19 protein-coding genes, 2 pseudogenes and 3 riboswitches are annotated in these 25,084 nt (G+C 41.2%); of the genes and pseudogenes, 1 reads left to right on the top strand and 20 read right to left on the bottom strand.

Translation table 11 applies throughout. The features are described from left to right. Positions 1–2: 2 nt before the first annotated feature. Positions 3–398 carry a CopY/TcrY family copper transport repressor gene (locus K1I61_RS03915; protein ID WP_074324671.1) on the bottom strand — a complete coding sequence of 132 codons (396 nt, stop codon included), beginning with the start codon at positions 396–398 and terminating at the stop codon, positions 3–5. Positions 399–581: 183 nt separating this feature from the next. Beyond that, a riboswitch (TPP riboswitch) is annotated at positions 582–680 on the top strand. Between the two features lie 83 nt (positions 681–763). Here K1I61_RS03915 and thiD point away from each other — a divergent pair. Beyond that, entirely contained in the window at positions 764–1,555 is a 792-nt protein-coding gene (thiD, locus tag K1I61_RS03920; protein WP_223333319.1) for a bifunctional hydroxymethylpyrimidine kinase/phosphomethylpyrimidine kinase, read from the top strand. Between the two features lie 47 nt (positions 1,556–1,602). Here the strand turns inward: thiD and thiE are convergent, their stop codons facing one another. The 19 genes and pseudogenes from thiE to K1I61_RS04010 all read right to left on the bottom strand — a co-directional run bounded on the left by thiE (position 1,603) and on the right by K1I61_RS04010 (position 24,916). Further along, a complete protein-coding gene (gene thiE / locus K1I61_RS03925) occupies positions 1,603–2,235 on the bottom strand; it encodes a thiamine phosphate synthase (RefSeq protein ID WP_223333321.1) in 633 nt (210 codons plus the stop codon). Next, positions 2,228–3,031: a hydroxyethylthiazole kinase gene (gene thiM / locus K1I61_RS03930; protein WP_223333323.1), complete on the bottom strand. Its 804-nt coding sequence runs from the start codon at positions 3,029–3,031 to the stop codon at positions 2,228–2,230. The genes thiE and thiM overlap by 8 nt, the downstream gene beginning before the upstream one ends. 14 nt (positions 3,032–3,045) lie before the next feature. Continuing rightward, positions 3,046–3,555, bottom strand: coding sequence for an energy coupling factor transporter S component ThiW (gene thiW, locus K1I61_RS03935; RefSeq protein ID WP_223333325.1), 510 nt, complete (start codon positions 3,553–3,555; stop codon positions 3,046–3,048). A gap of 3 nt (positions 3,556–3,558) precedes the next feature. Next, positions 3,559–4,251 (bottom strand): thiaminase II, encoded by a 693-nt coding sequence (tenA, locus tag K1I61_RS03940; RefSeq protein WP_223333328.1) that lies wholly within the window; start codon positions 4,249–4,251, stop codon positions 3,559–3,561. 10 nt (positions 4,252–4,261) lie between these two features. Then, positions 4,262–4,912, bottom strand: coding sequence for an energy-coupling factor transporter transmembrane component T (locus K1I61_RS03945; RefSeq protein ID WP_223333330.1), 651 nt, complete (start codon positions 4,910–4,912; stop codon positions 4,262–4,264). Between the two features lies 1 nt (position 4,913). Next, on the bottom strand, positions 4,914–6,299 hold the full coding sequence (locus K1I61_RS03950; protein ID WP_223333332.1) for an ATP-binding cassette domain-containing protein: 1,386 nt from the start codon (positions 6,297–6,299) through the stop codon (positions 4,914–4,916). After that, positions 6,300–6,860: an ECF transporter S component gene (locus K1I61_RS03955; RefSeq protein ID WP_223333337.1), complete on the bottom strand. Its 561-nt coding sequence runs from the start codon at positions 6,858–6,860 to the stop codon at positions 6,300–6,302. It lies immediately after the preceding gene. A 158-nt stretch (positions 6,861–7,018) separates the two neighbouring features. Next, positions 7,019–7,107, bottom strand: a riboswitch (TPP riboswitch). A gap of 123 nt (positions 7,108–7,230) precedes the next feature. Next, positions 7,231–7,899, bottom strand: a complete 669-nt coding sequence (locus K1I61_RS03960; RefSeq protein ID WP_223333338.1) for a TenA family protein — start codon at positions 7,897–7,899, stop codon at positions 7,231–7,233. A gap of 218 nt (positions 7,900–8,117) precedes the next feature. Further along, a riboswitch (TPP riboswitch) is annotated at positions 8,118–8,206 on the bottom strand. A gap of 148 nt (positions 8,207–8,354) precedes the next feature. Further along, positions 8,355–9,491: an L-lactate oxidase gene (gene lctO, locus K1I61_RS03965; RefSeq protein ID WP_223333340.1), complete on the bottom strand. Its 1,137-nt coding sequence runs from the start codon at positions 9,489–9,491 to the stop codon at positions 8,355–8,357. A 164-nt stretch (positions 9,492–9,655) separates the two neighbouring features. Beyond that, a complete protein-coding gene (gene pyrE, locus K1I61_RS03970; RefSeq protein ID WP_223333342.1) occupies positions 9,656–10,288 on the bottom strand; it encodes an orotate phosphoribosyltransferase in 633 nt (210 codons plus the stop codon). Between the two features lie 31 nt (positions 10,289–10,319). Then, positions 10,320–11,021: an orotidine-5'-phosphate decarboxylase gene (gene pyrF / locus K1I61_RS03975; protein ID WP_223333345.1), complete on the bottom strand. Its 702-nt coding sequence runs from the start codon at positions 11,019–11,021 to the stop codon at positions 10,320–10,322. Positions 11,022–11,228: 207 nt separating this feature from the next. After that, the gene (locus tag K1I61_RS03980) at positions 11,229–12,494 is read right to left on the bottom strand and encodes a cell division protein FtsQ/DivIB (protein ID WP_223333347.1); all 1,266 of its coding nucleotides are present in this window, start codon (positions 12,492–12,494) and stop codon (positions 11,229–11,231) included. A gap of 9 nt (positions 12,495–12,503) precedes the next feature. Beyond that, entirely contained in the window at positions 12,504–13,562 is a 1,059-nt protein-coding gene (locus K1I61_RS03985; RefSeq protein WP_223333350.1) for a UDP-N-acetylglucosamine--N-acetylmuramyl-(pentapeptide) pyrophosphoryl-undecaprenol N-acetylglucosamine transferase, read from the bottom strand. Between the two features lies 1 nt (position 13,563). Continuing rightward, positions 13,564–14,916 (bottom strand): UDP-N-acetylmuramoyl-L-alanine--D-glutamate ligase, encoded by a 1,353-nt coding sequence (gene murD / locus K1I61_RS03990; protein WP_223333358.1) that lies wholly within the window; start codon positions 14,914–14,916, stop codon positions 13,564–13,566. A 260-nt stretch (positions 14,917–15,176) separates the two neighbouring features. Next, a pseudogene (locus tag K1I61_RS03995) lies at positions 15,177–21,701 on the bottom strand (SIALI-17 repeat-containing surface protein); the annotation flags it as partial. A 251-nt stretch (positions 21,702–21,952) separates the two neighbouring features. Further along, positions 21,953–22,100, bottom strand: a pseudogene (locus tag K1I61_RS09040) (YSIRK-type signal peptide-containing protein); the annotation flags it as partial. A 297-nt stretch (positions 22,101–22,397) separates the two neighbouring features. Next, positions 22,398–24,146: a glycoside hydrolase family 13 protein gene (locus tag K1I61_RS04000; protein ID WP_223333844.1), complete on the bottom strand. Its 1,749-nt coding sequence runs from the start codon at positions 24,144–24,146 to the stop codon at positions 22,398–22,400. A gap of 239 nt (positions 24,147–24,385) precedes the next feature. Beyond that, the gene (locus tag K1I61_RS04005; RefSeq protein WP_006148098.1) at positions 24,386–24,580 is read right to left on the bottom strand and encodes a helix-turn-helix transcriptional regulator; all 195 of its coding nucleotides are present in this window, start codon (positions 24,578–24,580) and stop codon (positions 24,386–24,388) included. A 6-nt stretch (positions 24,581–24,586) separates the two neighbouring features. Next, positions 24,587–24,916 carry a hypothetical protein gene (locus tag K1I61_RS04010; protein WP_006148097.1) on the bottom strand — a complete coding sequence of 110 codons (330 nt, stop codon included), beginning with the start codon at positions 24,914–24,916 and terminating at the stop codon, positions 24,587–24,589. Positions 24,917–25,084: the final 168 nt, after the last annotated feature.

Raw genomic sequence — 25,084 nt, forward strand, 5'->3', positions numbered from 1 at the left:
CTTTACATACAATTACATTTTACTTCTGTTACAGCACTTGCTTTTTTCTTTGAAATCACTTCCTCTAAGCCTTCCAAATCAGCTAGGGTAAAGTCACATTCTTCAATCAAATCAGCTAGCAAGAGCTTCATCCTGCGAGAACAAAGCTTGTCTTTGATATCCTGAACCATTAAACCTCTACTATCGTCTAGAGTTAAAAGGGCCGAATAGACAAAGGACTTGCCCTGCTTTTCCCGAGTCAAGCATTCTTTCTCAACCAAACGGGCTAAGAGTGTCTGAATCGTGGACTTAGACCAGCTAAACCTTTTCTCTAATACTTTGATGAGATCAGTACTAGTCTGTTCTCCCTGCATCCAGATAATCTTCATGACCTGCCATTCTGCATCCGAAATCTGCATCAGCATACCTCCAAAATCTACATTTGTCAATTTCAATTATCAGTATACTCGCAAAATCTACATTTGTCAACTATAATTTTTATTATTTTTTCGAAAAATAGAATTCTAATCATGTAACGAGAGATTTACAGTCAAATTTTACTATATAAACTATAAAAATATGCTATACTGAAGAAAAAAGAAAACAACCACTAGGGGTGCGTAAAGCTGAGATTAACGACTGTTAGATCCCTTTGACTCAATCTAGGTAATGCTAGCTGATGGAAGTGGAAATGATAATGAGGACTAGCAGTCTTCTATTGCTTTCCTCAAACAGACTAGCTTGTTCTTAAGAATACAAACTTCAGTTGGTTGGGAGGTTTTAGATGACTTATTTACCCGTTGCTCTAACCATTGCAGGGACTGACCCTAGTGGCGGTGCTGGCATTATGGCTGATTTAAAATCATTCCAAGCTAGAGATGTCTATGGAATGGCCGTTGTGACCAGCCTTGTCGCTCAAAATACCAGAGGCGTTCAGCTAATAGAGCACGTCTCCAGCCAAATGCTGGAAGTTCAATTGGAGAGTGTCTTTTCGGATATCAAGCCTCAGGCTGTAAAAACTGGGATGTTGGCAACTACTGAGATTATGGAGATCATCCAACCCTATCTTAAAAAACTGGATTGTCCCTACGTCCTTGACCCTGTTATGGTCGCTACGAGCGGGGACACCCTGATTGATTCTAGTGCCAGAGACTACCTAAAAACTAATCTGCTTCCCCTTGCAACCATTATCACACCCAATCTTCCTGAGGCAGAAGAGATTGTTGGTTTTTCGATTCATGATCCAGAAGACATGCAGCGTGCTGGTCGCCTGATTATAAAAGAATTTGGTCCTCAGTCCGTTGTTATCAAAGGTGGCCATCTTGAAGGTGGTGCCAAGGATTTCCTCTTTACCAAGGGGGAGCAATTTGTCTGGGAAAGTCCAAGAATTCAAACCTGTCACACCCATGGTACTGGATGTACCTTTGCTGCTGTGATTACGGCTGAACTAGCCAAGGGCAGAAGTCTTTATCAGGCAGTTGATAAGGCCAAGGCCTTTATCACAAAAGCCATCCAAGACGCTCCTCAACTCGGACATGGTTCTGGCCCAGTCAACCATACAACTTTTAAAGATTAAGAAAAAAACTCTCTAGTTCCCGCTATAAGGAATTAGAGAGTTTTTGATTAGGAAACAATGTCATTTAGCTTTGTTAAAAAGGCTTGCGTTTTTGCTTCAATATCTTCTGCCTGCATCAAATCACGTACGACAGCTACTCCAACTATACCCGTGCCGATAAGTTGGTCAATATTCTCTGACGTCAAGCCTCCGATAGCAACTACTGGAATGGCGACCGTTTGGCAAATTGTTTTCAAGGTTGAAATCAGAGTGATGGGTGCATTTTCTTTGGTCGTAGTCGGGAAAATGGCTCCTGTTCCCAAGTAATCCGCACCCGATGTTTCTGCTTCTAGAGCTCTTTTAACCGTTTTAGCAGTGACACCGAGGATTTTTTCAGGACCCAAGACTTTGCGGGCAACCGAAACTGGCAGTTCATCATCGCCAATATGCAAACCTGCAGCATCGACTGCTAGACAGATATCCAATCGATCATCGATAATTAAGGGGACTTGGTAAGCATCTGTTATTTCCTTGACTTGTTTTGCCAGTTGATAGTATTGATTGGTTGTGAGATTTTTTTCTCGTAGTTGGATGATGGTAACACCTAAACGGCAGGCCGTTTCGACTTTTTCAAGAAAGTTTTCCAAGGAATCTTGGTAGCGATTGGTTACTAGATACAGTCTAAGTGCTTCTCTATTCATAAAAGTCTCCTTTGATTGCTTTTAGCCAGTTTTCATCTCTTTTTAGGAGAGAGAGTTGATTGAGAACTTGGTAACGAAAATCTTCCAATCCCATTCCTTGAACAAGTATTCTCTCAGCAGCGATATTGAGATAAGAGACCGCTAGGCAAGAAGCTTCAAAGGCGGTCTTTCCTTGGCTGAGAAAAACGGTTGTCAAGGCTCCCACCAGGTCTCCTGTCCCTGTTATCCAGTCTAATTCGTCGCAGCCATTCCCCAATATAGCAACCTGGGTCTCCGAAACGATGAGATCCTTTGGGCCAGTGACTAGGAACGACATACCAGGATAGGTCTGACACCAGTCTTTCAAAACTTGAAGTAAATCCTTAGTTTCTTGATCTTTAGCACTAGCATCGACCCCGACTCCGTGGTGTTTTAAGCCAACAAGACTTCGGATTTCCGACATATTTCCTTTAAGGACTGTGGGATTGTATTCTAAAAGATTTCTGACTAGATCCTTACGAATGGGTGACGCTGATACACCAACCGCATCTACTACCATTGGGAGACAAGCTTGGTTTGCATAAGTAGCTGCCATACGGATTGCTTTCTCCTTCTCAGCTGACAAATGCCCCAAATTGATGAAGAGAGCCTGGCTTTGCTTAGTAAAATCAAGAACCTCACGAAGATCATCTGCCATGACTGGTTTGCATCCCAGAGCCAAAATGCCATTAGCCAGCATCTCACAAGAAATCTCATTGGTAATACAGTGAATCAAGGAACTAGTTGCCAGAGGGAAAGGATTTGTCAATTTCTGCATCATTCTATCCTTTCTCAAAAGAAATATCCCTGCACTTTTTTAAAGAATTCCAGCTTGATCAAAAATCGAAAGGCAAGAAAAGCTATGGCTGTACCGATCAAGGTCGCTCCGAAAAATCGCGGAGTATAGATAAACCAGCTGAGCTTGGCCGCAGATCCCGTAAAGAGAACCATGACAGGATAGGAAACAATGGAACCGATAATCCCTGTTCCCAATATTTCTCCTAGGGCAGAATAATGAAATTTTCGACCGTACTTATAAAAGAGACCTGCAAGGAGGGCTCCAAAAGTAGCTCCTGTGAGGGCCAAGGGCGGAATGCCTTGAGTAGACATACGGATAAAGGCTGTGACTGTAGCCATGACCAAGGCATAAACAGGCCCCATCAAGATTCCTGCAAGAATGTTGACCACACTAGACATCGGTGCCATCCCTTCAATTCGAAAGATGGGTGTAAGAACAACATCAAGGGCAATCATCATGGATAAAACGGTTAATTTGTGAACTTGAAGTTGGTGGTTTCTCATTTTCTATTTCTTCTCTTTTTCTAAGGACTGTAAATCACTCGTCCATGTTTGGTGTTGGTAAGCCATCTCCCAAAACTTGGCTTCCATGTGGACACTTCTGTGGAAGGCCTCTAGCATTTTTTGTTTGTCTGTCTCGTCGCTTTCTCGATAGAGTTGATTGACCAGCGCTTCTTCCTCTTTAATCTGCTGTTCTAATTCATCGGTGATATAGGTCTCAATCCACTGCTGATAAAGAGGATTCGGGGATGGTTTGCGATTAAGTGCCTTGCCCAAATCATGGTATAACCAAGGACATGGGAGCAAACTAGCAAAAGCAATGCCCAAGTTTGGCTCTGCAAACTGTCGATAAATATGAGAAATGTAATGATAACAGGTTGGAGCAATCGGTTGCTCCTCCATTTCCTGGTCGCTGATTTCCAATTCCTTGAAAAATTGTTGACGGATAAATAATTCACCCTCCACTAGACTCTGGGCATTTTGTTTCAAGAGCCTTTTCATCTCTTGGTTTGAAGTCTTATCAGCCAAGAGGTGATAGGCTTCTGAAAAAGACTTCAGATAGTAGGCATCCTGAATCAGGTAATAGCGGAAAATAGAAGGTTCTAACGTTCCCTCTTGTAACTGTAAAACAAAGGGATGCTGAAAGGAAGCCTGCCAAGCTTCTCTGGATAATTCCATCGCAATATCTGTAAATTCCATAATAACTCCTTTATAGAAATAAACTGGTTTGAAGCAATAAAAAGAAAAGTAGGTAGATCAATTTTGTCCTCTGTGAAATATAAAAAGTCCGATAGCGATTCTCCAAATGAGCATGTTCGTCATATCCATGTGCAGACAGAGCTCTCAGGTAAAGATGGCGCCATCTAAAGACCGTCATCAGAACCTTGCTATAAATCAAGGGAGACCAAACATGCAGTTTTTGACCACGCAATAAGCAAGCTTCCTTGAGAGACTTGATTTCCTGCTGAATGAGGGGAAAGGCATTGAATACCACAATCAAGGCATAGGCCCAAGAGCGCGATAACCCCTTTTGAGACAAGTACAAGAGAAGCTCTTTTAGGGAAATACTAGAAACAAAGACAAGACCTATACAAACCGTCACAAAAGCCCTCGTTCCAAGTATCACTGCCTGCGAAGCATCCCCATGTAACTGAATTGCCCAGTAGTTGGCGAAGGATGGCAAAATGGCGAGCAAGAGCATCCAAGCCAACATTTTAAATCGACGGTGATAGAGCAAGAAGAGTATGCAAAATGCGGCTACCGAAAGATTAAGAGCAATCGAAGGAATGAAGGATGTTTCCAAGGATAAAATTAGAAAGAAGAGGCTGATAACTGGTGTCTTGGTTGCTACTTTGATCATACTACCTCACCTCCCCTAGAGTATCATTGTTCAGAGATGGGAGAGGTTTGGTAATTGTCACTGCTTTCACATGACTGAGACCCTGACTAGTCATCTCGATCCAATAATCGACCACAGAAATCAAGGGATCTAAACGATGGCTAATGATCAAAAAACTTCTTCCCTGATTTCTGTCCTCCAAAATCCACCTGCAAAAATAATGGCAGGCTCTATCATCCAAACCTGCAAAAGGTTCATCTAGCAAGATCACAGAAGCCTTGCTGGTCAAGATGGTCAATAGCTGAAGAATCTTTTGCTGGCCGCCACTTAATTGGTAGGGACTCTTATCAAGAGCCTGCTCCAGATCAAAATATTGTAAAGCTTGGAAAATTCGCTGATTTCTTTCAGAATCAGGTCCATCTAATTGAAGCTCTTCTCGCAGACTGGCTCTGATAAACTGCTTCTCAGCTTCCTGAACAACACCCGTCAGGTCACGGTACAAACTCTTTTTCTTTTTCAGGACTGTCCCCTTCCAAGTAATGAGCCCTTTATACTTTTGAAATTGAAGAATAGAGCGAAAGAGGGTTGATTTCCCGACACCATTGTCACCCAAGATACAGGAAATTCCTTGGTAGAATGTAAAATCCGCAATGGAAAAGAGGGGGCGATTACCCAGCTCACAAGTCACACGATCCATATGGTATAGTTCTGGGCTAGAAGCAACTTCCTTTGAAACAACCTGTGTCATCTCAGAGGTAGGGATTTGAAACACCTCCCTCAGTTGCCCGTCTCTCAGCTCCACCATATGGTCGATATAGGCTTCATAGTCTGATAAATCATGGTCACACAGGATGACTGTCTTCCCATCAAGAGCCAACTCTTTTAGAATCTCCAATATCTCGATTCTGCTCTTGCGGTCAATGGAAGCAAAAGGCTCATCCAAGAGATAGACCCTAGGATTCATAGCAAAGAGAACAGCCAAAGCAGCTTTTTGCTTTTCCCCACCTGATAGGTGATGGATGGGACGGTGCAAGATTGGCTCGCAACGACATTGCCGAACCACCTCTGCTATTTTAGAATCAATCTCTTGAAGGGGATGGCCGATATTCTCCAGGGTAAAAATCAGCTCCTCAAACAAGTTCTCCATGGTAAATTGATGATTGGGATTTTGAAAGAGAATGCCAACCGACTGGACACGTTCGACGATAGAAAGCTGACTGACCTCTCTCCCATCTATCAGGACTTGACCACTATAGGGTAAGGAACTGACTTGAGCAATGACTTGAAAGAGGCTGGATTTTCCTGAACCACTGCTCCCAACTAACAAGGTAAAAGCTTGCGCATGAAAAGTAAAATCAAGCGGCTCTGAGAAGATTGGGGACTGAATCTCCCGTAATTCCAGACCCATCTATGCCTTTCCTCCAGCTGCAAACTGATGATAGAGTTTGACAATGGCACGAACCAAAATGGCACAGAAGAAAAAGACAGAAATAAAACGCACCACCAGCAAGGAAAGGACAAAAGGAAGGGAGAAGGCATAGTAACCTAACTTAATGTATTCATAGACAAAGCTAAAAAGGGTAATCCCAATACTATTAGCAGTTAGAGAGAGCCAACTTTCATAACGATTCTTTGTTACAATAAAACCAAATTCACTTCCCAAACCTTGAACCAAGCCGGACAAAAGAGCGCCTAGACCGAATTGGCTACCATAAAGGACTTCAGCAAGTGCAGCAAGCACTTCTCCAATCGTTGCACTTCCGATTCTTGGAACAAAGATGGCCGCAATGGGCGCAGCCATACACCAGAGACCAAAGAGGATTTCATTGGCAAAGGCCTGCAAACCAAGAGGGGCCAAGATCAGGGTGAGGATATCAAACAGATAGCCTGAACCCACAAAAACGCCACCAAAAAAGATAGACAAGAAAGCAAGTAAGATAACATCTTTTAACTGCCATTTTTTCAACATAAAAAACTCCTTTTTTAAAGAAAAGTGGGGCATTCAAGGAGAGCTACCAAAAGGCTTGCCGTCAAGCCTATCCTCTTTTGATAAACAAAAAAACTCCAATTACAAACGAGAATTAGAGTTTAGCTTACAAGATTAGACAGTTCTTTTCGACATACGAAAAAAACCTTTTCACATTTCCCTTCGCCAGTATTAACTGTATCAGGTTCAATGGGTATCATCTCAGCCTAAAGCACCCCAAATGTCTTTATTATTTTATTACTGGACCAGTATAACAGAAATTGAAAGCCCTAGCAAGATATTTGACCGGAAAATATATTTATATAGTTTGTTTGTTCATTCTTTTAATCTACATAAAAGTATTGCATCTGTCCTATAATTCATAACCAATATCAAAAAAGGCTAATTCTAAAGCAACTGCTTGATTCCAGCGTTCCTGAAGTTCTGTCAAATCTTCTCGACCTTTCCCGACACGATTGAGTTCGTCAACCAGAAATTGAACCCACTCTGCAAAGAAAGGACCTCTATGGAGATTAATCCATTCCGAATGAATATAGGCTTCAGGTTGAGGCAAATCTTTAGAACCCCAGTCTAAATAGAGACCTTCTGCAATGACCAGCATGACCAAAAGATGAGCATAGTCTGATGAAGCCACAGCAGAATACATTAGCTCCTGAAAGGCTTTTGTTACAGGGTGCAAGGTCACTTCTAGATAGTCATTCTCTGCTACTTTTAACTCTTTGAAAGCCTTTTGGAAATAACCATCTTCATCTGCTTCAAGAAAGCCTAGTTGCTTGGCAAAACGAAGCTTGGATTCAAGCTGGTCTGCGTGAGCTACACAGGCACCCAGCATGGATAAAAAGGCATCAAAGAAATGATAATCTTGAATCAGGTAGTCTTTTAAGACCTTATTCTCAATTGTCCCCGCAAAAAGTTCGTTAACAAAGCGATGATTGATTGCAGACTGCCAATCCTTCTGACTGCTTTTTAATAATTCTCCAACGGTCAAACCTGGCTGAAATGCATAGTCTTGTGTTTCCATATTTATTTTTCCTTTCTTTACTCCTTAGTAATCAATAAAATATCAAGAGATACCAAGCAAGATCGTAATTCCACTTGATACTTTTAAAGAACATCGAGGGCATTTTCAGAGAGCTACCTAAACAAGCCTATCCAGTTTGTATAAACAAAAAAACTCCAATTACAAACGAGAATTAGAGTTTACCTTACAAGATTAGACAGTTTCCTTCAACATACGAAAAAAACCTTTTCACATTTCCCTTCGCCAGTCTTAACTGTATCAGGTTCAATGGGTATCATCTCAGCCTAAGGCACCCCAAATGTCTTTATTATTTTATTACTGGACCAGTATAACAGAATTTGAAAGCCCTAGCAAGATATTTGACTGGAAAATATATTTATATAGTTTCTGATAGCGATTTAATCTTTCTATACACGAAGAAAAGCCTCCACATCAGGTGAAGGCCGTCTTACTTATCAATACAATTTCAAGTCACGTGGGTCAACTGGGAAGGTTGGATTGTATGGGTTATGACGGAGTTTGAAGTGTTTGACATCCTCAATAGTCTGAGTTCCAGACAACTGCATAACTGTCTTCAATTCTGCATTCAAGTGTTCAAAGACTTGACGCACACCAACACTACCACCGAGAGCCAAACCATAGATTACAGGGCGCCCAATAGCTACCAAGTCTGCTCCTGAAGCCAAGGCTTTAAAGACGTGTTGACCACGACGAACACCAGAGTCAAAGACAATTGGCACACGTTTGTCAACTGCTTCTGCTACTTCTTGAAGTGAGTCAAAGGCAGCTGGTCCACCGTCGATTTGACGGCCACCGTGGTTGGTTACCCAGATACCAGAAGCTCCAGCAGCGAGTGAGCGTTCAACATCCTCACGGCATTGTGGTCCCTTGACATAAACAGGAAGTCCTGAGTATGTAGCGATAAATTCTACATCACATGGAGACAAGCGTTGTTTGGCTGACTTGTAAACAAAGTCCATTGATTTACCAGCACCTTCTGGCAGGTATTCCTCAACAATTGGCATACCAACGGGGAAGACAAAACCATTGCGCTTGTCGACCTCACGATTGCCCCCTACAGTAGCATCTGCTGTCAAGACAATTGCTTTGTAGCCCTCAGCCTTCACACGGTCCATGATGTGGCGGTTGATACCGTCATCCTTACTAAAGTAAAATTGGAACCAGTGAGGTGTCCCTTGAAGGGCTTCTGTAATTTTTGGAAGATCTACAGTAGAGTAAGAACTAGTTGTATAGAGAGAACCAAACTCATGCACACCACGTGCAGTAGCTACTTCCCCCTGTTCATTTGCTAATTTATGAGCCGCAACAGGCGCCATAATGATTGGCGAAGACAATTTTTCACCTGCAAATTCAATCTCTGTACTTGGATTTTCCACATCACAAAGCGTATGTGGAACGATGAGTTTGTGGTTAAAGGCACGGATGTTCTCGCGTAAAGTGAAAGTATCCTCTGCTCCACTAGCGATATAACCAAAGGCAGCTTTAGGAATAACTTGTTGAGCCATTGGCTCCAAATCATAAGTGTTAATAAAATCTACAGGTCCTTCTGCATTGCTTGTTTTAAATGACATAAAATTTCCTCCTATTTGAGTAAGCGTTTTCTTTTTTCTTTACACATACATCTTACCTCTTTTTCAGAATCCTTTCAAAAATTTTGTCTGGGAATTTCAAACTGATTACCTGGACCTTTCAAAAAAATCAGGTAATCCTTGTGACTACCTGATTTTTCTATGCTCTAAACATTTTGCCAATTTTCTTGGTCTTCTTTAAAGCGTTTGAGGAGAGCAAGTCCTTCTGGTGTGATGTAGCCTTCTTCTTGGGCTAGGTGAATGAGCTCACTGTAGTTTGAAAGAGTCACTAGTTTGACACCAGCATCCGCAAAGTTTTTATCTGCTTTTGGTAATTGATAGCTAAAAATTGCTACGACACCAAGCACATCTGCTCCTTCGCGTTTGGCTGCTGCTACGGCTTCGAGAACCGAACCACCAGTTGAAATCAAATCTTCAACAACAACCATCTTTTGTCCTTGAGCTACACGGCCTTCGATTTGGTTTCCAGCGCCATGATCTTTTGGTTTGCTGCGGATATAGGCAAATGGCAGACTCATCTTATCAGCGATGATAGCACCGTGTGGGATACCCGCAGTCGCTGTTCCTGCAATCACTTCTACTTCTGGGAATTCTGCCTTGATAGCTTCCACAAAACCATTCTCAATCAAGGTACGTGTCTCTGGGTAGGCAAGTGTTACACGGTTGTCCGTATAAATCGGTGACTTGATTCCTGATGCCCAAGTGAAGGGCTCTTCTGGTTTGAGGTAAACGGCTTGAATTTTCAATAGATGGCTAGCAATGTCTTTAGCAAGTGTCATGGGATTCTCCTTTGTATTTTAAACTATATTCTTATTTCCAGTCTTGGGTCCATTCATCCTTGATAGCATGATAAGCTGCTACTGGATCAGTGGCTTGAGTGATTGGGCGTCCGACAACGATATAGTCACTACCAATATGATAGGCATCTGCTGGTGTCATGACACGTTTTTGATCTCCTACTGCAGCGCCTGATGGACGAATGCCGGGTGTCAGGCAAATAAAGTCTGGACTGGTAGCTTCTTTGATGAGCTTAACTTCCTGAGCTGAACAAACCACACCATCTAATCCCGCTTCAGCAGTTTTCTTGGCATAGTGAATAACCGATTCTTGAAGACTGGTTTGAATATTTTGAAACTCTCTCATTTGCTCCTCAGAGGTTGAAGTTAACTGAGTGACAGCAATCAATTTAGCTTCTTTCCCAAGGCCTTCACGCGCAGCTTTCATCATCTCAACGCCACCTGCTGCATGAACATTGGTCATATCAACGCCCAGATGAGACAAGACCTTCATGGCTGATTTGACTGTATTTGGAATATCATGGAGTTTGAGATCCAGAAAGACACTATGTCCCAAATCTTTCAGATAAGATACAATCTCAGGACCTGTAGCATAATAAAGTTCCATACCTACCTTTAGATAGAGGCTCTCTCCTGCTGGAAAAAGAGCTAAAAATTGCTTGACTGCCTCAAAACTTGGAAAATCAAGAGCAATAACTGGACGAGCTTCGCGCATACTTTTCTCCTTTTACCTTTGTTAGCTAGAGAGCATGAAAAAAGGAACCTGCCTACAGCAAGGTTCCACGAAAAATGGGTAGTCTCCACCCTTTCACCGTCTAACCTTAGCTGCCTCTCTGGACTGCTTTAAAGGTTTTTTACTATTCTATTATTTAAAGCGGTACTTGTCAAGTAAAAACAAGTAACTGAACGAATCATCTGAAACTTAGCGACTCTGTGTTGTTTGAGTCGTCTGTGTTGTTTGATCTTGATTTCCTTGCTCAGCTTGTTTTTTCTTCTCTTCTTCCTGCTTCTTCTTTTCCTCTTCTTTGGCTTTGACTCTTTCGTCATCCAGAGCCTTATCCACTAGACTATAGCTATAGATACCGACCTCCATGTCAATACCGCTAGGAACTGTTAACTGTGGTTTTATCTTACTATAGTAAGGTAATTTCTTCCCTAGTTCTGATAATGGCACCAAAATTTCGTCTGTGTCATACATGGTAATCTTTAGAAGGTCACTTGTTACCTTACTTGGTGCAAGTTCAATCTTCTCAATCTCTTGCTTAATTTCTGGACTAACTTCATTTAGCTGAGAAATTAGGGTTTTAATCTGTTCCTCATCGTTAAATAAAACAGATATGTATTTCTCAGGTAAGTTGTCAGAACTAACGGCAGTTGATTCAATGCTTCCACTAGATAAGATTGGATAATAGTTATCTCCTGAAACTGAATAGGCTACAATCACAAATTCTTTAACTTCAATAGTAAAGTGAACTGGGAATTGATAAACTATCTTAGCCGATTCAATCCAGTGATTTGATTTGACCATTTCCGCATGCTTATCTTTATTTAAGAGCAAGCTGATTGTATAGTCACTGTCACGAATTCCAGAAGCTTCTTTGACTTGCTCTGCACTTGTCTGAACCGTCCCTGTAACTTCAATATGTTTCATTGTAGCTAGAGGACTTAGTAGATAAATAGACAAGAATAAGATTATAAAACTAGGGACGAGGATTGTAACTGCTCGCCAGATATGTATAGAAGGAATGGCCGGTTTTGGAGGTTTACTCTTGGTTTTTACTTTTTTCTGTTTCTTAACCTTTTCGTCAGCTTTTTCTTTCTCTACTTGATCCTGACTCTTAGAGTCTTCTTGAGGAGTTTCCTCCGAATCTTTCTCTTCATTTGAAGTCTCATCGCTAGTATCCGAATCCTTCTCTTCAGATTTTTCGGATTCTTCGTCCACTTCTTCAGAACTCTTAGATTGTTCTTCCGTTCTTTTGCTCAAATACTCGTGGTGTTGTTTTTGCCATTCTGACACTTCTTGAGCGCTTTCAGAAGACTCTGATACTTGTTCTTCTTTTTCACGAGCTTCTTCTTCGGCACGTTTCGCCTCTTCTTCAGCTTTTTTTTGAAGATATTCTTGATTTCGTTTTTGCCACTCTGACAATTCCTTGACTTGAGTGTGCTGATTCTTTTTATCCTTTGACATCAATTTTCCTTATGATAAATCTTTTTTGAGTAGCTCATAAAAATCTGCCACAGATTTTAATTCCTGAGAATTCTTCATCTTGTTTTGGTAAATCTCTTTGTTTGTCAAGAGTTGATTTACTTTTTCTTCTAAAGTTGACAAAGTCAAATCGCTCTCTTGCAACTCCTCAGCATAGCCTTTCTTCACAAAATAGGCTGCATTTTCAATCTGGTCTCCACGACTAGCTTCACGACCCAGTGGCACAATGACGTGCAATTTAGCCATAGCAAGGAGTTCAAAAATCGTATTGGCACCACCACGAGTGATGACCACATCAGCCAGATTCATGAGTGGTTGATAGAGTTCTGTCGCATAGTCAACACGGTAGAGGTTCGAACTTAGTTCATTTAAACTAGCATCACCTGTCAGGTTAATGATATTATAGCGACTAGTCAACTCTTCCTTGTGGTCTGTTACTAGTTGGTTAAAGACACGCGCCCCAGCAGAACCTCCAACAAAGAGAAGAGTTGGTAACTTGTCATTGAAAGAAGTTCGGATATCCACCATTTCTTCAGGTTCTTCCATAACTGGACCAGAAACCTTGGTCACAGCTCCTACATGTTCTACCTTAGTGAGACTAGACGCTTGCTCGAAAGTAGAGTACATCTTAGTCGCAAACTTATAGGCAATTTTATTGGCCAATCCCATAGAGAGATCAGACTCGTGGATGAAGACTGGTACTCTGCATACCCGCGCTGCGATAACAGGCGGAACAGATACAAATCCACCCTTAGAAAAGAGGGCTTGTGGACGAACTCGAAGCATGATAAAGAGCGATTGAAGAATTCCAAAAGCAACCTTAAAGACGTCAACCATATTTTGCCATGAGAAATAACGACGTAATTTCCCTGTTGCAATCGAATGGAAGGTAACATCTAAACCTGACTTGAGAATTTCATGATGCTCAATCCCATTTTTATCACCAATATAGTGGACTTCCCAGCCATCTTCGATGAACTTAGGCATTAACAAAAGGTTGAGGGTAACGTGTCCAACCGTTCCCCCACCAGTAAATACTATTTTTTTCATATTATCCCTTTAACTCCGCTACAGTGTCGATGAAAAGATCTCCACGTACTTCAAAGTTAGCATACATATCCCAGCTCGCATTGGCAGGACTGAGGAGAACAACATCTCCTTCTTCAGCAAGTTCAGAAGCCTTACGAGTCGCATCTGCAATATCAGTCGCGTTGACATAAGCCACACCAGCTTTATCCGCTGCACGTTTGACACGTTCTGCAGATTGACCGAGGATGACCATTTTCTTAAGTCCAGTAATATCAGGAACTAATTCGTCAAACTCATTGCCACGGTCCAACCCACCAGCAATCAAGATAACCTTGCTATTATCAAATCCTGACAAGGCTTTTTGAGTTGCTAAGATATTGGTTGACTTACTATCGTTATAAAATTTAACGCCATTGATTTGGTCTACAAACTGGAGACGGTGTTTAACTCCACCAAAGGCCGACAAGGTTTCCTTGATGGTTTCATTATCAACGCCACGCAGTTTAGCTACAGCAATGGTTGCAAGAGCATTTTCCACATTGTGGCTACCAGGAACACCGATTTCATCAGCTACCATGACTTTTTCACCACGGAAGTAGAGAAGACCATCTTCAAGATAAGCTCCATCAACCTTTTCAAGAGTTGAGAATGGTACTACAGTCGCTTTTGTCTTTGTCGCAAGCTCTTTAGCTAATTCCTGGTTGAAGTTCAATACTAGGTAATCAGCTGCTGTCATATTGCTTTGAATATTCCACTTAGCTTCGACATAGGCTTCAAAAGAACCATGATAGTCAATATGCGTTGGCATCAGGTTGGTAATGACAGCAATTTCAGGATGGAATTCCTGGATTCCCATTAATTGGAAAGAAGAAAGTTCCATGACAAGGGTGTCCTTATCTGTCGCAGTTTGAGCAACCTGACTAGCAGGATAACCGATGTTACCTGATAAGAGTCCATTTTGTACTGCAGCAGTCAGAACTTCACCAATCATGGTTGTGGTCGTTGTCTTACCATTTGAACCAGTAATACCGACGATTGGTGCATCAGAAATCAAATAGGCCAACTCAACCTCAGTCAAAACTGGAATGCCTTTTTCTAGAGCTTTTTCAATCATAGGATTGCTATAAGGAATACCAGGGTTTTTCACCATGAGGGCAAAATCTTCATCCAACAATTCCAAGGGATGACCACCAGTTACAACCTTGATACCATCTTCCAAGAGACTTTGTGCTGCTGGATTTTCCTCAAAAGGCTTGCCATCATTAACCGTTACAATGGCACCCAACTTGTCCAAGAGACGAGCTGCAGACTCACCTGATTTGGCTAAACCTAGGACTAATACTTTCTTATTTTCAAATTGATCAATTCGTTTCATATCTAGAACTCCATTTCTACTCTTACTATTTTACCATTTTTATGAAAATAAAAAAGCCACAAAGGGCTTTCTTATTTGTTTTTTGTTATTTGAAAACTCAATTATCAAGTTTAGCATCTTTGTTAAGGATTTTTTTCTACCAAGAAACATAAAAAAGCGGACAAGATCTAGTTCTGTTTCTTGAAACTAGTTTGTCCACTTTTTATAGTTTAGATTGTTTTCTTGTCCAATCTCTATAATCTAAATACTGTCAGATTATTTTATTCTTCGTCTTTCTTCTTTCCCATTGCAAAGAGTCCAAGAAGCGCTCCCACAACACCTGCTGTTGCAAGGGTTGCATTTTCCTTAGTACCTGTTTCAGGGAGAATATGTTGACGGCTTGCAGGTGCCTGATAAGTCTTGTCTTGTGACATAGCAAGGGCTACAATCGACTGCTCATCTTTGTACTCCGGTACTTCATTGACCGCTGCTTCGGCTGCGTTCACGCCACCAGTATATTCTGGTACTTCGTTCACCGCTGCAAAGACTGCATTGGCACCACCTTTGTACTCTGGCACATCGTTGACCGCTGCTTCGGCTGCGTTCACGCCACCAGTGTATTCTGGTACTTCGTTCACCGCTGCAAAGACTGCATTGGCACCACCTTTGTATTCTGGCACATCGTTAACCGCTGCCTCGACTGCATTCACACCACCAGTGTATTCTGGTACTTCGTGAACTGCTGGTTCGACTACATTCGCTCCTAAAGTATGTTCTGGTACTTCGTGAACTGCTGCTTCAACTCCATTCACGCCACCTGTGAACTCTGGAACTTCATGTACTGCTGGTTCTTCTCCATTCACGCCTCCAGTGTATTCTGGAATTTCGTGAACTGCTGGTTCTTCTCCATTCACGCCGCCTGTGAACTCTGGAACTTCATGTATAGCCGGTTCTGTCTTAGCGCTTTCAGCATCTGCCTTAGTCAATTGAATGCGGTATTCCTTAATATGTTTACCACTTTCTGAAACAAGATGAATCAAGACTGGAAGTTTATCATCACCACTATCAACAATAGTTGCTGCTACATTTTCGCCAGCTTCAACTGTTACTTGAGGACGATTTCCACTATAGGTCACTTGGTAATCCACACGATCTTCAGAGAAGTCAGCAATCTCTTTACCATCCACAAGAAGTTTTGCAGCTGTACTATCCTTAGGTTCCTCACTTGGAGCAATGAAGGCCATTTCTGTAATAGCTACACCCTTGGTATCAGCTTTTCTATCCATGCGCCATCTCATAGCCTTAGCTTTAACTGGGGCAAAGGTTACATGGATATCAGTACCTGCTTGAATCTCTTGGTCCGCACGGTATTCAACTTTCTCCCAGTTAGAAGGAGTGTTAAATGGATGTTCTGGATCGTATGGTTGGTAGTTAGAGTAGTATTCTGGTGAGTCAAATTCTGGTCCCACATAGCGTTCTAAGACTAGTTTAGAAGGTGCATCTGTACCACCATCTGAGAAGAATCGAATGCTTCCTTCAGCGACTGTACGTTCAACAATCTTGCCAGCTTCTCTAAAGATAACCCCTACTGAAACTTCTGGATTATCAGATGGAGTTGGAGACCAGTTGGTCCAACGACGGGTTTCATCATCAGAACCATCGTTAACATAGTCCACACGGTCATGAGAATTTGGATCAATATCATTGGTTGCAGAAGCAAATGAGCGGTTGCTATCATCATCAAAATCAGGGTTATCTGATAGGTTTTCACCGAGTTTATCAGTCACACGTACTGCTACTTCAGCAGTTAAATCAGTACCTAAAACGCGACCACGAACTGTAAATTCACCTGCATTCGCTAGATTTTCAGCTGGAACTTCATCCCATTCAACTGCCAAGTCTTTGACTTCATAGCCATCTTTACCTGTGAAGTAAACAGCGACTTTCGCAGGTAACTCAAGAGTATGCCCCTTAGCAACCAAGCGTGATGATTTCACAGCAACAACAGGTTTACTTGCTAGCAAGTCTTTATCATTTGTAAAGTGGAGACGATATTCACCTAGAATATCTCCGTTTTCAGCCTTAACGACAACACGAACTGGATCACCTTCACGAACGCTTGGAATCACTGTAGCAATACCATTATCTGATACACTTGCTGTTACAGTTGGTGCTTGGTCTTCTTTAGCTTCTAAATAATAGTCAGTCAAGCCAGGGTTAAAGTTTGGCAAATCTTTTCCATCTACTTGGATTTGAGCTTGAGCTTTCTTAGCTGGAGCTACTTGTTTAGAGAAGATTTGAATTTCTGTAATGGAAGTACCCCATTTACCATCTGGTCTAACCATACGGATACGAACCGCATAGGTATTGACTTTATCAAAGCTAAAGTGAGTCATTTCTCCAGCTCTCACTTGGTCTGGAGCTTTAAGATTTGTCACTTGTTTCCAGTTATTGTCATCGTTAAAGACGTGGTCTTCACTAGCTACAAAGCTTGGGTTCTTAGGAACTGTTGGAACATCTTTTCCTACATAGTATTCGATGACATAAGACTTAGGTGCACCAACACCGTGGTCTTCGTGGAAGGCAACATTGAGGTTGTCAACCGAACGTTTAGATAGGATACCAGAATCACCAAAGAGGATTCCCACTGATGCTTCACTTGTACGGTTCCAGTTTGTCCAACGGTTAGCTGGTTGGTCGTTGTATGAGATTAGTTTATCATTAACATTTGCTACCGAGTCACTTGGATTTGAGTCTGATGCAAAGGCAAGTGGCAACTCAGAACCTGTCCACTGGTCAGAAATGTTTGCACCAGTTTCTGTCTGAGCAGATACACGAACATGAAGTTTAGTTGGTAACTGAGTCCCTTCCACATGCCCTGTCACTGTAAAGCTACCTTCAGTTGCATATTGGCTTGGGTCAATAGCATCCCAAGTCACTTTAGCTGAAGATACTTGGCCGTTTGAGTGGTAAGTACGGACACTTTCTGGTAATTGAGGAGCTTCTGAAACTGGAGTTGTTGTAGTCACTTCTTCGACTGCAATGATACCTTCTACAGAAACTTTAGCATGAGCTTCGTTTTCAATTCCTTCTACTTTACCTAGAACATCAAAGCTATGGTATTTAGCAAGGTCTTCCTTAGCAACTGCTTGCCAAGTTACCTTGTGAACTTTTGGAAATCCTTTATCGTACTCTACCGTTACTGTATCAGGTAGACTTGGTTCTTGGTTCAAACCTGTCACAACACTTACTGGACGAATTGCCTGGACAACTTTATTTTCAGTATTTGCCTGAATGTTCAAGTCAATCTGACCCTCTGCTCCTTCAAATTGAGCTTTCAAAGTTACTTGACCAGGTTTATGCAATTCAAGCATACCTTTACGAACAGCTACGTCTCCTTCACCTGAAGTTGAGAAGGTAACCTTGTCAGCCTTCAAGACTGCCTGAGTACCATCTTGGTAGTGAGCCAAGACCTTGATACCGACCGTTTGGTCTTCTTTCAGTGCGTCTGCATTTTCAACTTCTAGACTTAAACGTTCAATCTGAGGAGCTTCTTGTAAGAATTGGATAGCATAAGTCTGAAGTGCTCCACCATCATTTGGTTGAACATAAATACTAGCACGCATACCATTTGCTTCGTTAGCTTGAATAACAGTAACTTGCGCATTTTCAGCTAAAGCTTTGACTTCAGGCAAAGCAGCTCCATAAGCAAGTTTATGGTATAGAACCGGTTGGTCAGTTGAGAGCCCTTCTACAGGCTGGTCTGCAACAGTTACAGTCGGTACTACTGGTGAGGCCGCTTGACCTTCTGCGACTACAAAGGTTGCAGCGATTTCATCATCACCTGAAATTCCTTTAGCTTGGATACGAGAGCCTGGGATAGTTAATTTAGCTTGATCTTCAGCTGCAACTTCCCACCTATCAACGTCATAGCTTCCTAGAGTACCATCTGACAATACATAGCTAACAGATGGGTCAACCGTACTCAAATCTGTAGTTGGTGCAATTCTCTTAACTACCGGTAATTCTGTTTCGAGAGCCAAGACTTCAACACGCGCTTCTACATCTCTTCCTTCTGCCACACCTTTAACAGTAAAAATACCAGGTTGGTTGACATCAACTGCGGACCATTCTACTGGAAGTTTTGCACGACTGCCATCACTGTAGATAAATCCTACTTTTGAAGGCATTTTCGCTGCTTGACCGATTACTGTACGAACTTTAGGAACCTCTGCACCTAAAACAGTTTTTTCCTCTTGGTCTTTCTTACCTGTGAAGATAGTTGTTTGACCAGATTTCAAGAAATCAGAGTGAGCAGTCAAGGTGAATTTACCTGCTTGCTCAGTTGATTTGACAATCACAACACCCTTACCATTAAAGGCTTTGCGAATCCATGAACCATCTGCTTGTTCTTTGTAACGTTCACGGCTGGCTTGTTCCCCGTTATCCACACCGACAATCTGACCTTGTCCATGCAACTGGAAGCGAACAAGATTATTGGCTGTAGGAACTACGTTACCTTTACTGTCAACAATTTCGTAATAGATATAAGTGAGGTCTTTTCCGTCAGCTGCGATAGCATTTTCTTCTTTGACCAAACGAACCCCTGCAGGTTCTCCAGCGGTCACAATCTTATCACGAGCAATGATATTACCTGCTTCGTCACGAGCTACTGCTTCTAAAGTACCTGGTTCAAAAGCAACCTTCCATTCAAGGTAAAGTTCATTAGCGTTGGCACCTTCTTGGTAAGTACGTCCATCACTTGTTTGTTTTTTAGTAAATGTCTTCTTGCCTAGAGTATTACCATTCAAGAATAGTTCTACACTTGCAGCGTTAGAATAGGCACGGACTGGAATATTACCATCTGCATCCGCTACATTCTCTTTTAGGGTAGGATTTTCCCAGTTCCAGTGAGGAAGCAAGTGAACCATTGGTTTCTTCTCAGCAGAAACCCATTGGCTTTGATACAAGAAGTAGTCATGTTTTGGAATACCAGCTGTATCTACGATACCAAAGTACGAGCTTTTAACCGGTGTGTGGTTTTGGTTGTGCCATGGAGTAGGTTCACCGATATAGTCCGTACCTGTCCAGATGAACTGACCCGCGTAACCTGCATTGTCACGGTCAAAAGTCCAAGATGCAGTAGCTGTTTTACCCCAACCAACACGGTCATTACCGTAGTCTGATTGCTCGTAATTACGGTAAGCCTGATTGCTGTGGACCAATTCACGTTCTGGACGGAAATAACTTCCACGTGTACGAGTAGCTGAGGAAGTTTCAGAACCGTAAATCAACCAATTTGGATGTTTTGCACGAAGTTTCTTGTAGTTGTCTTCTGAATAGTTAAATCCAACGGCATCAAGTTCATTGGCAATCTTTTCATGGTCACCACTACCATCACCAAAACGGAACTTATCTGCTCCCATAGTGACATAGCGTGTCTTATCAACAGCCTTGATAACTTGAACCAAGCGTTTAACTGTTGCTAGAGAACGAGGTTTCCCGTCTGCTTCACCGATTTCATTACCGATAGACCACATAACGATAGCAGGGTTGTTCTTTCCTCGTTCAACCATGGTACGAAGGTCAAAATCAGACCATTTTTCACCTTTTTTAGCGTCTGGGTGAGTAGCATCTTTATCAAAGAAGCGACCGTAGTCATACTGTTTCTTACCACCATACCAAGTATCGAAGGCTTCTTCTTGGACCAACAAACCAAGCTCAGCAGCAATCTGCAAAGTCTGCTCACTAGCTGGGTTGTGGGTTGTACGGATAGAGTTTACACCCATATCCTTCATTTGTTTCAGACGACGGTATTCTGCCTTATAGTTTTCTTCAGCTCCAAGAGCACCATGGTCATGGTGAAGAGAAACCCCATGGAATTTAATACGTTCACCATTCAAAGAGAAGCCTTCATTTGGTGTCCAATTGTAGTAACGGTAACCAAACAAGTCCTTCTTAGCATCGACCAATTGACCATCACGATAGACACGTGTCACCAATTCGTAAAGGGCAGGCTTGTCGCTATGAACTGTCCAAAGTTTTGGTTTATTAACTTGTAAAATAGCATTTAAGCTAGCTGATTGATGAGCTTTCAAGACTTGACTAGCTGTACGAACTAGATCCGTTACAGCTTGACCATTACGTTCAATGATTTGATACTCAGCAAGAATTTCATGATCTTTATCATCAGTATTGACAATCTTACTGGTTACATGAGTATCAACCTTGCCATTCTGTTGTTTTTCAAGATCTGGTGTTAAGATAGTTGTTCCATTTTTCTCAGTATGGACCTTATCTGTGACTTGAAGGGTAACATCACGGTAAATCCCGCTTCCTGAGTACCAACGGCTACTTGGTTGTTTGTTGATGGCATGCACTGCTACGACATTCTCGCGACCGTCTTTATGGAGATAGTCAGTGATGTCATAAGAGAATTGGTTGTAACCATTTGGATAGTGACCAACTAGCTGTCCATTTACATAAACCTGAGAATCCATGTAAACCCCATCAAATGTGATGCGTACATTCTTATTGAGGTCTTCTTCATCGAGTTTAAAGGTCTTACGATACCAAGCATCACCACCATTGAGTTGCCCACCTTCGTTTTGGGCAGGTGAGTCATGGTCAAAGTCATTGTAGATACTCCAGTCATGAGGAAGGTCTAATTTCTTCCAACTAGAAACATCGGCATCTGGCTTGACCGCATCTTTAGCATTGGCATTGAGCTTGAAATGCCAGTTTTGGTTGAATTCTACTTTTCTATCCTCAATCAACTGTTTTACCTCATCATTAGTTGCAGGTTTGAGCTCTGGTTTTTCTGTTTGAGCAGATTGATCCTGAGTCACAGCTGGAGCTTGCTTTTCAACATCAGAGGTTTCTTTTTTCTCAGGAGTAGTCTCAGTAGTTGGGGCTTCCACTTTTTTCTCTACTTCATACTTAGTTTCTACTGCTTCACTTTTAACAGTTTCTGTTGTTACAGGTTGTTCAGAAGCTTTTGAATCTACAGCTTCCTCTTTAGGAGTTTCTTTCTCCACTTTTTCTGTAGCAACAGCGACTGGTGTCTCATCCGCAGATACAGAATTTACACCTGCTAGATTTGCTCCAAATAAAACAGAGCATGTCCCGATAAGCACTGAGCATGTTCCTACCGTAAATTTACGGATGCTATAGATACTTTTGCGATTCCAATAATCTTTTCCCATAGGGTTCTCCTTGTTAAGTAACCGCTTCCATTTTTATTGAAAGCGCTATACTTTTTTTGTAATTATTACTTCTATTTTATAAAATAATATAGGAAACTTCAATACTATGACTGTAAAAATCATACTTTTGATTGTTTTTTCTATATTTTGTAGAAAACTATAAAAAATCTGAATGTACATTTAGTGAAATTTACCAAAAAACTGTCCTACTAGAGGACAGCTTCTTGTTTTTATGCATCTAAAGTTACGTAATCCCTTCATTTTTTTGTAACTAGATACTTGTTGCAGTTGATTGCTTTATTTCGAAACAGTAATGACAAATCCATCTGGTAAGATGACTTGCTGACCATCTTCAAACTGGCAATGACTCGCTAAGTCAACTGAATCTCTGTCTAAGATAAAATTCTCTTTAGACTGATTAAAGATTGCTTGAACTTCTTTTCCTTGGTAGTTCCACTTCAAGGATAAAACATCTAGTTTTACTTCTTCCAAGCGATAATTTCCATGCTGAATAATGCTTGCAACTTCCTTGCGAACCTTGATTAATTTCTTCATGAAATTCAGCATGTCATTGTCTTCAGAAACACGGTCCCAAGGCATGACACGACGGCAGTCAGGGTCTGGTCCACCAATTAATGCTAGCTCTGTTCCATAATAGATACAAGGGGTCCCTTTTTGAAGATAGAGGAAAGTTAGGGCTGCCTTGACATGCTGGAGATTTCCTTTGGCAGTTGTAAGGATACGCTCTGTATCATGAGAATCTAAAAGGTTAAACATCACCTCTGAGATTTGTTGCTTGTAGTACATCGACTGGCTATTGATTTCTGAAATAAACTGCTCTGTCTTTTTACGCTGACGCAAGAAATAATCCTTGATACTTTCAGAGAGTGGGTAGTTCATAACTGCATGGAACTCATCCCCTTGTAGCCAAGGTTGTGAGGTATGCCAGATTTCACCTAAAATATACAAATCAGACTTTTTAGCGAGAACTGCCTTTCTGAAATCTCTCCAGAACTGATGGTCAATTTCATTGGCAACGTCCAAGCGCCAAGCATCGATATCAAAATTTTCAATCCAGTAGGTCGCAACACTTAAAAGATAGTCCCTAACCTCCGGATTAGCTGTATTCAACTTAGGCATATAGCTAGCAAAGGCAAAGGTATGATAAGGGAGTTGTCTTGGATTCTGAAGTTTATCCTCAGTAACTGGAAATTCTTGGATATGGAACCAATCTTTATATGGTGACTTTTCTCCGTTCTTTAGAACATCCTGCCATTGGGCAGACTGGTAGCCGATATGATTGAAAACAGCATCTAGCATAATCTTGATGCCCCGTTTGTGAGCTTCCTCGACTAGATTAGCAAAGACTTCCTTGTCTCCAAAGTGACGGTCAATTTCAAAATAATCCGTCGTGTCGTACTTATGATTGGTCGTTGCTTCAAAAATCGGACATAGATAAAGTCCAGTGATTCCCAAATCTTTAAGATAGTCTAAGTGGTCAATAATCCCTTGTAAATCTCCACCAAAAAAATCATCAATATTAGGTGCAATGGCAGCATCCCACTCTCGAGCTCCATCTGGGGTCAAATTAGGATTTCCATTAGCAAATCGTTCTGGGAAAATCTGGTACCAAACGGTATTTGAAACCCAGTCAGGAACCTGGCATCCGTCGATTTCGTGAATATAAGGAAGCTTAAAGCCGTTTCCATCAGCATCCAAGTTTTCTTGAGTATGTTCTACACAACCCTTATCTCCATAAAAGATACCCTGACCTTCCTCATCAAGGAGCTCAAAGAGATACTGAATGCGTGCAAAATCAACCGATACTGTAACCTGCCAATAATCAAATAAAGCATCTGAGGTTACTTTGGTCATTTCTTTCTTAGCTTCATACTTATCCTCAATGAAAATAAAGGGATCTCCATAATGCAAAATAACCTGCTGGACATCATTTTTCTTGGTTCTAATTCGGATATGTAGCTGACCTTCTTTGTAAAGATAAGCATACTCTGATTCTGGTCTATGATAAATGGCTGTTAATTCCATCATTTGTCTCCTAAAATTAATAAAACGCAAACGTTTTCATAACTAACAGAACTAGTATACTATTTTAAGATTCGATTTGCAATTTTTATACCAGTTTTACGATAGATAGATAGATATATAGATGGACAAGGGTAAAATTGAGTAGACTCTTTAAGAGCTTTAAAAAGAGAGTTTCCATGAACCGGAAAACTCTCCATCATTACGAATCAGATGATTAGAATAAATGCTATCTGATATCTTTAATCTTCTAAAATGAAAATTTCTTCAACATGTAGTCGTAGCAGCCTTGCAATTTTCATTGCTAGTTCAAGTGTAGGATTGTACTTGTCATTCTCGATAGCAATAATGGTTTGTCGACTAACGCCTAATATTTTTGCCATATCTTCCTGACGTAGTCCCTCAGATTTTCTTAACTGTTTGATATTATTTTTCATACAGCATTAGTCTTTCTGAAAAAAATAAACGCCAAGAGCCAATACTACGATAAGGATAACAACCATCAAAATCACTCCTTGAACAAGTTTATTTGGTTCTTTATACTCTTCATCACCAGCAATCATATTACGTTTCATTGCGGTTTGAGCAAATCCTTGCACACTTACAGATAAGATCAAAATTAAGCAAGGAAGCATTTCAAGTTTGCCACCACCAACAAGTGCTTGATAGATATTAAATCCTGTCCATGCACATAAACCCAAAAGCGCTGTTTTATAGCCCCACTCCTCAGAACGCAACTGAATATCTCTGTCCATTTCATCCATCTTTTTCATGGCTTTGTTCCTCCAAATTTTTGTAATAATGTCAAGAGCTCTTTACATTTCTTATTATACTCTAAATCGATAAAATGTCAAGATGTTTTAACATTTTTACTTTTTTTTATTTTCTTCATCTATTCTAAGAATATTCCTAACTCCAATTTACAGTCTAATCAATCTGAC

The organism is Streptococcus infantis (assembly GCF_019929665.1).
Lineage (GTDB): Bacteria > Bacillota > Bacilli > Lactobacillales > Streptococcaceae > Streptococcus > Streptococcus infantis_H.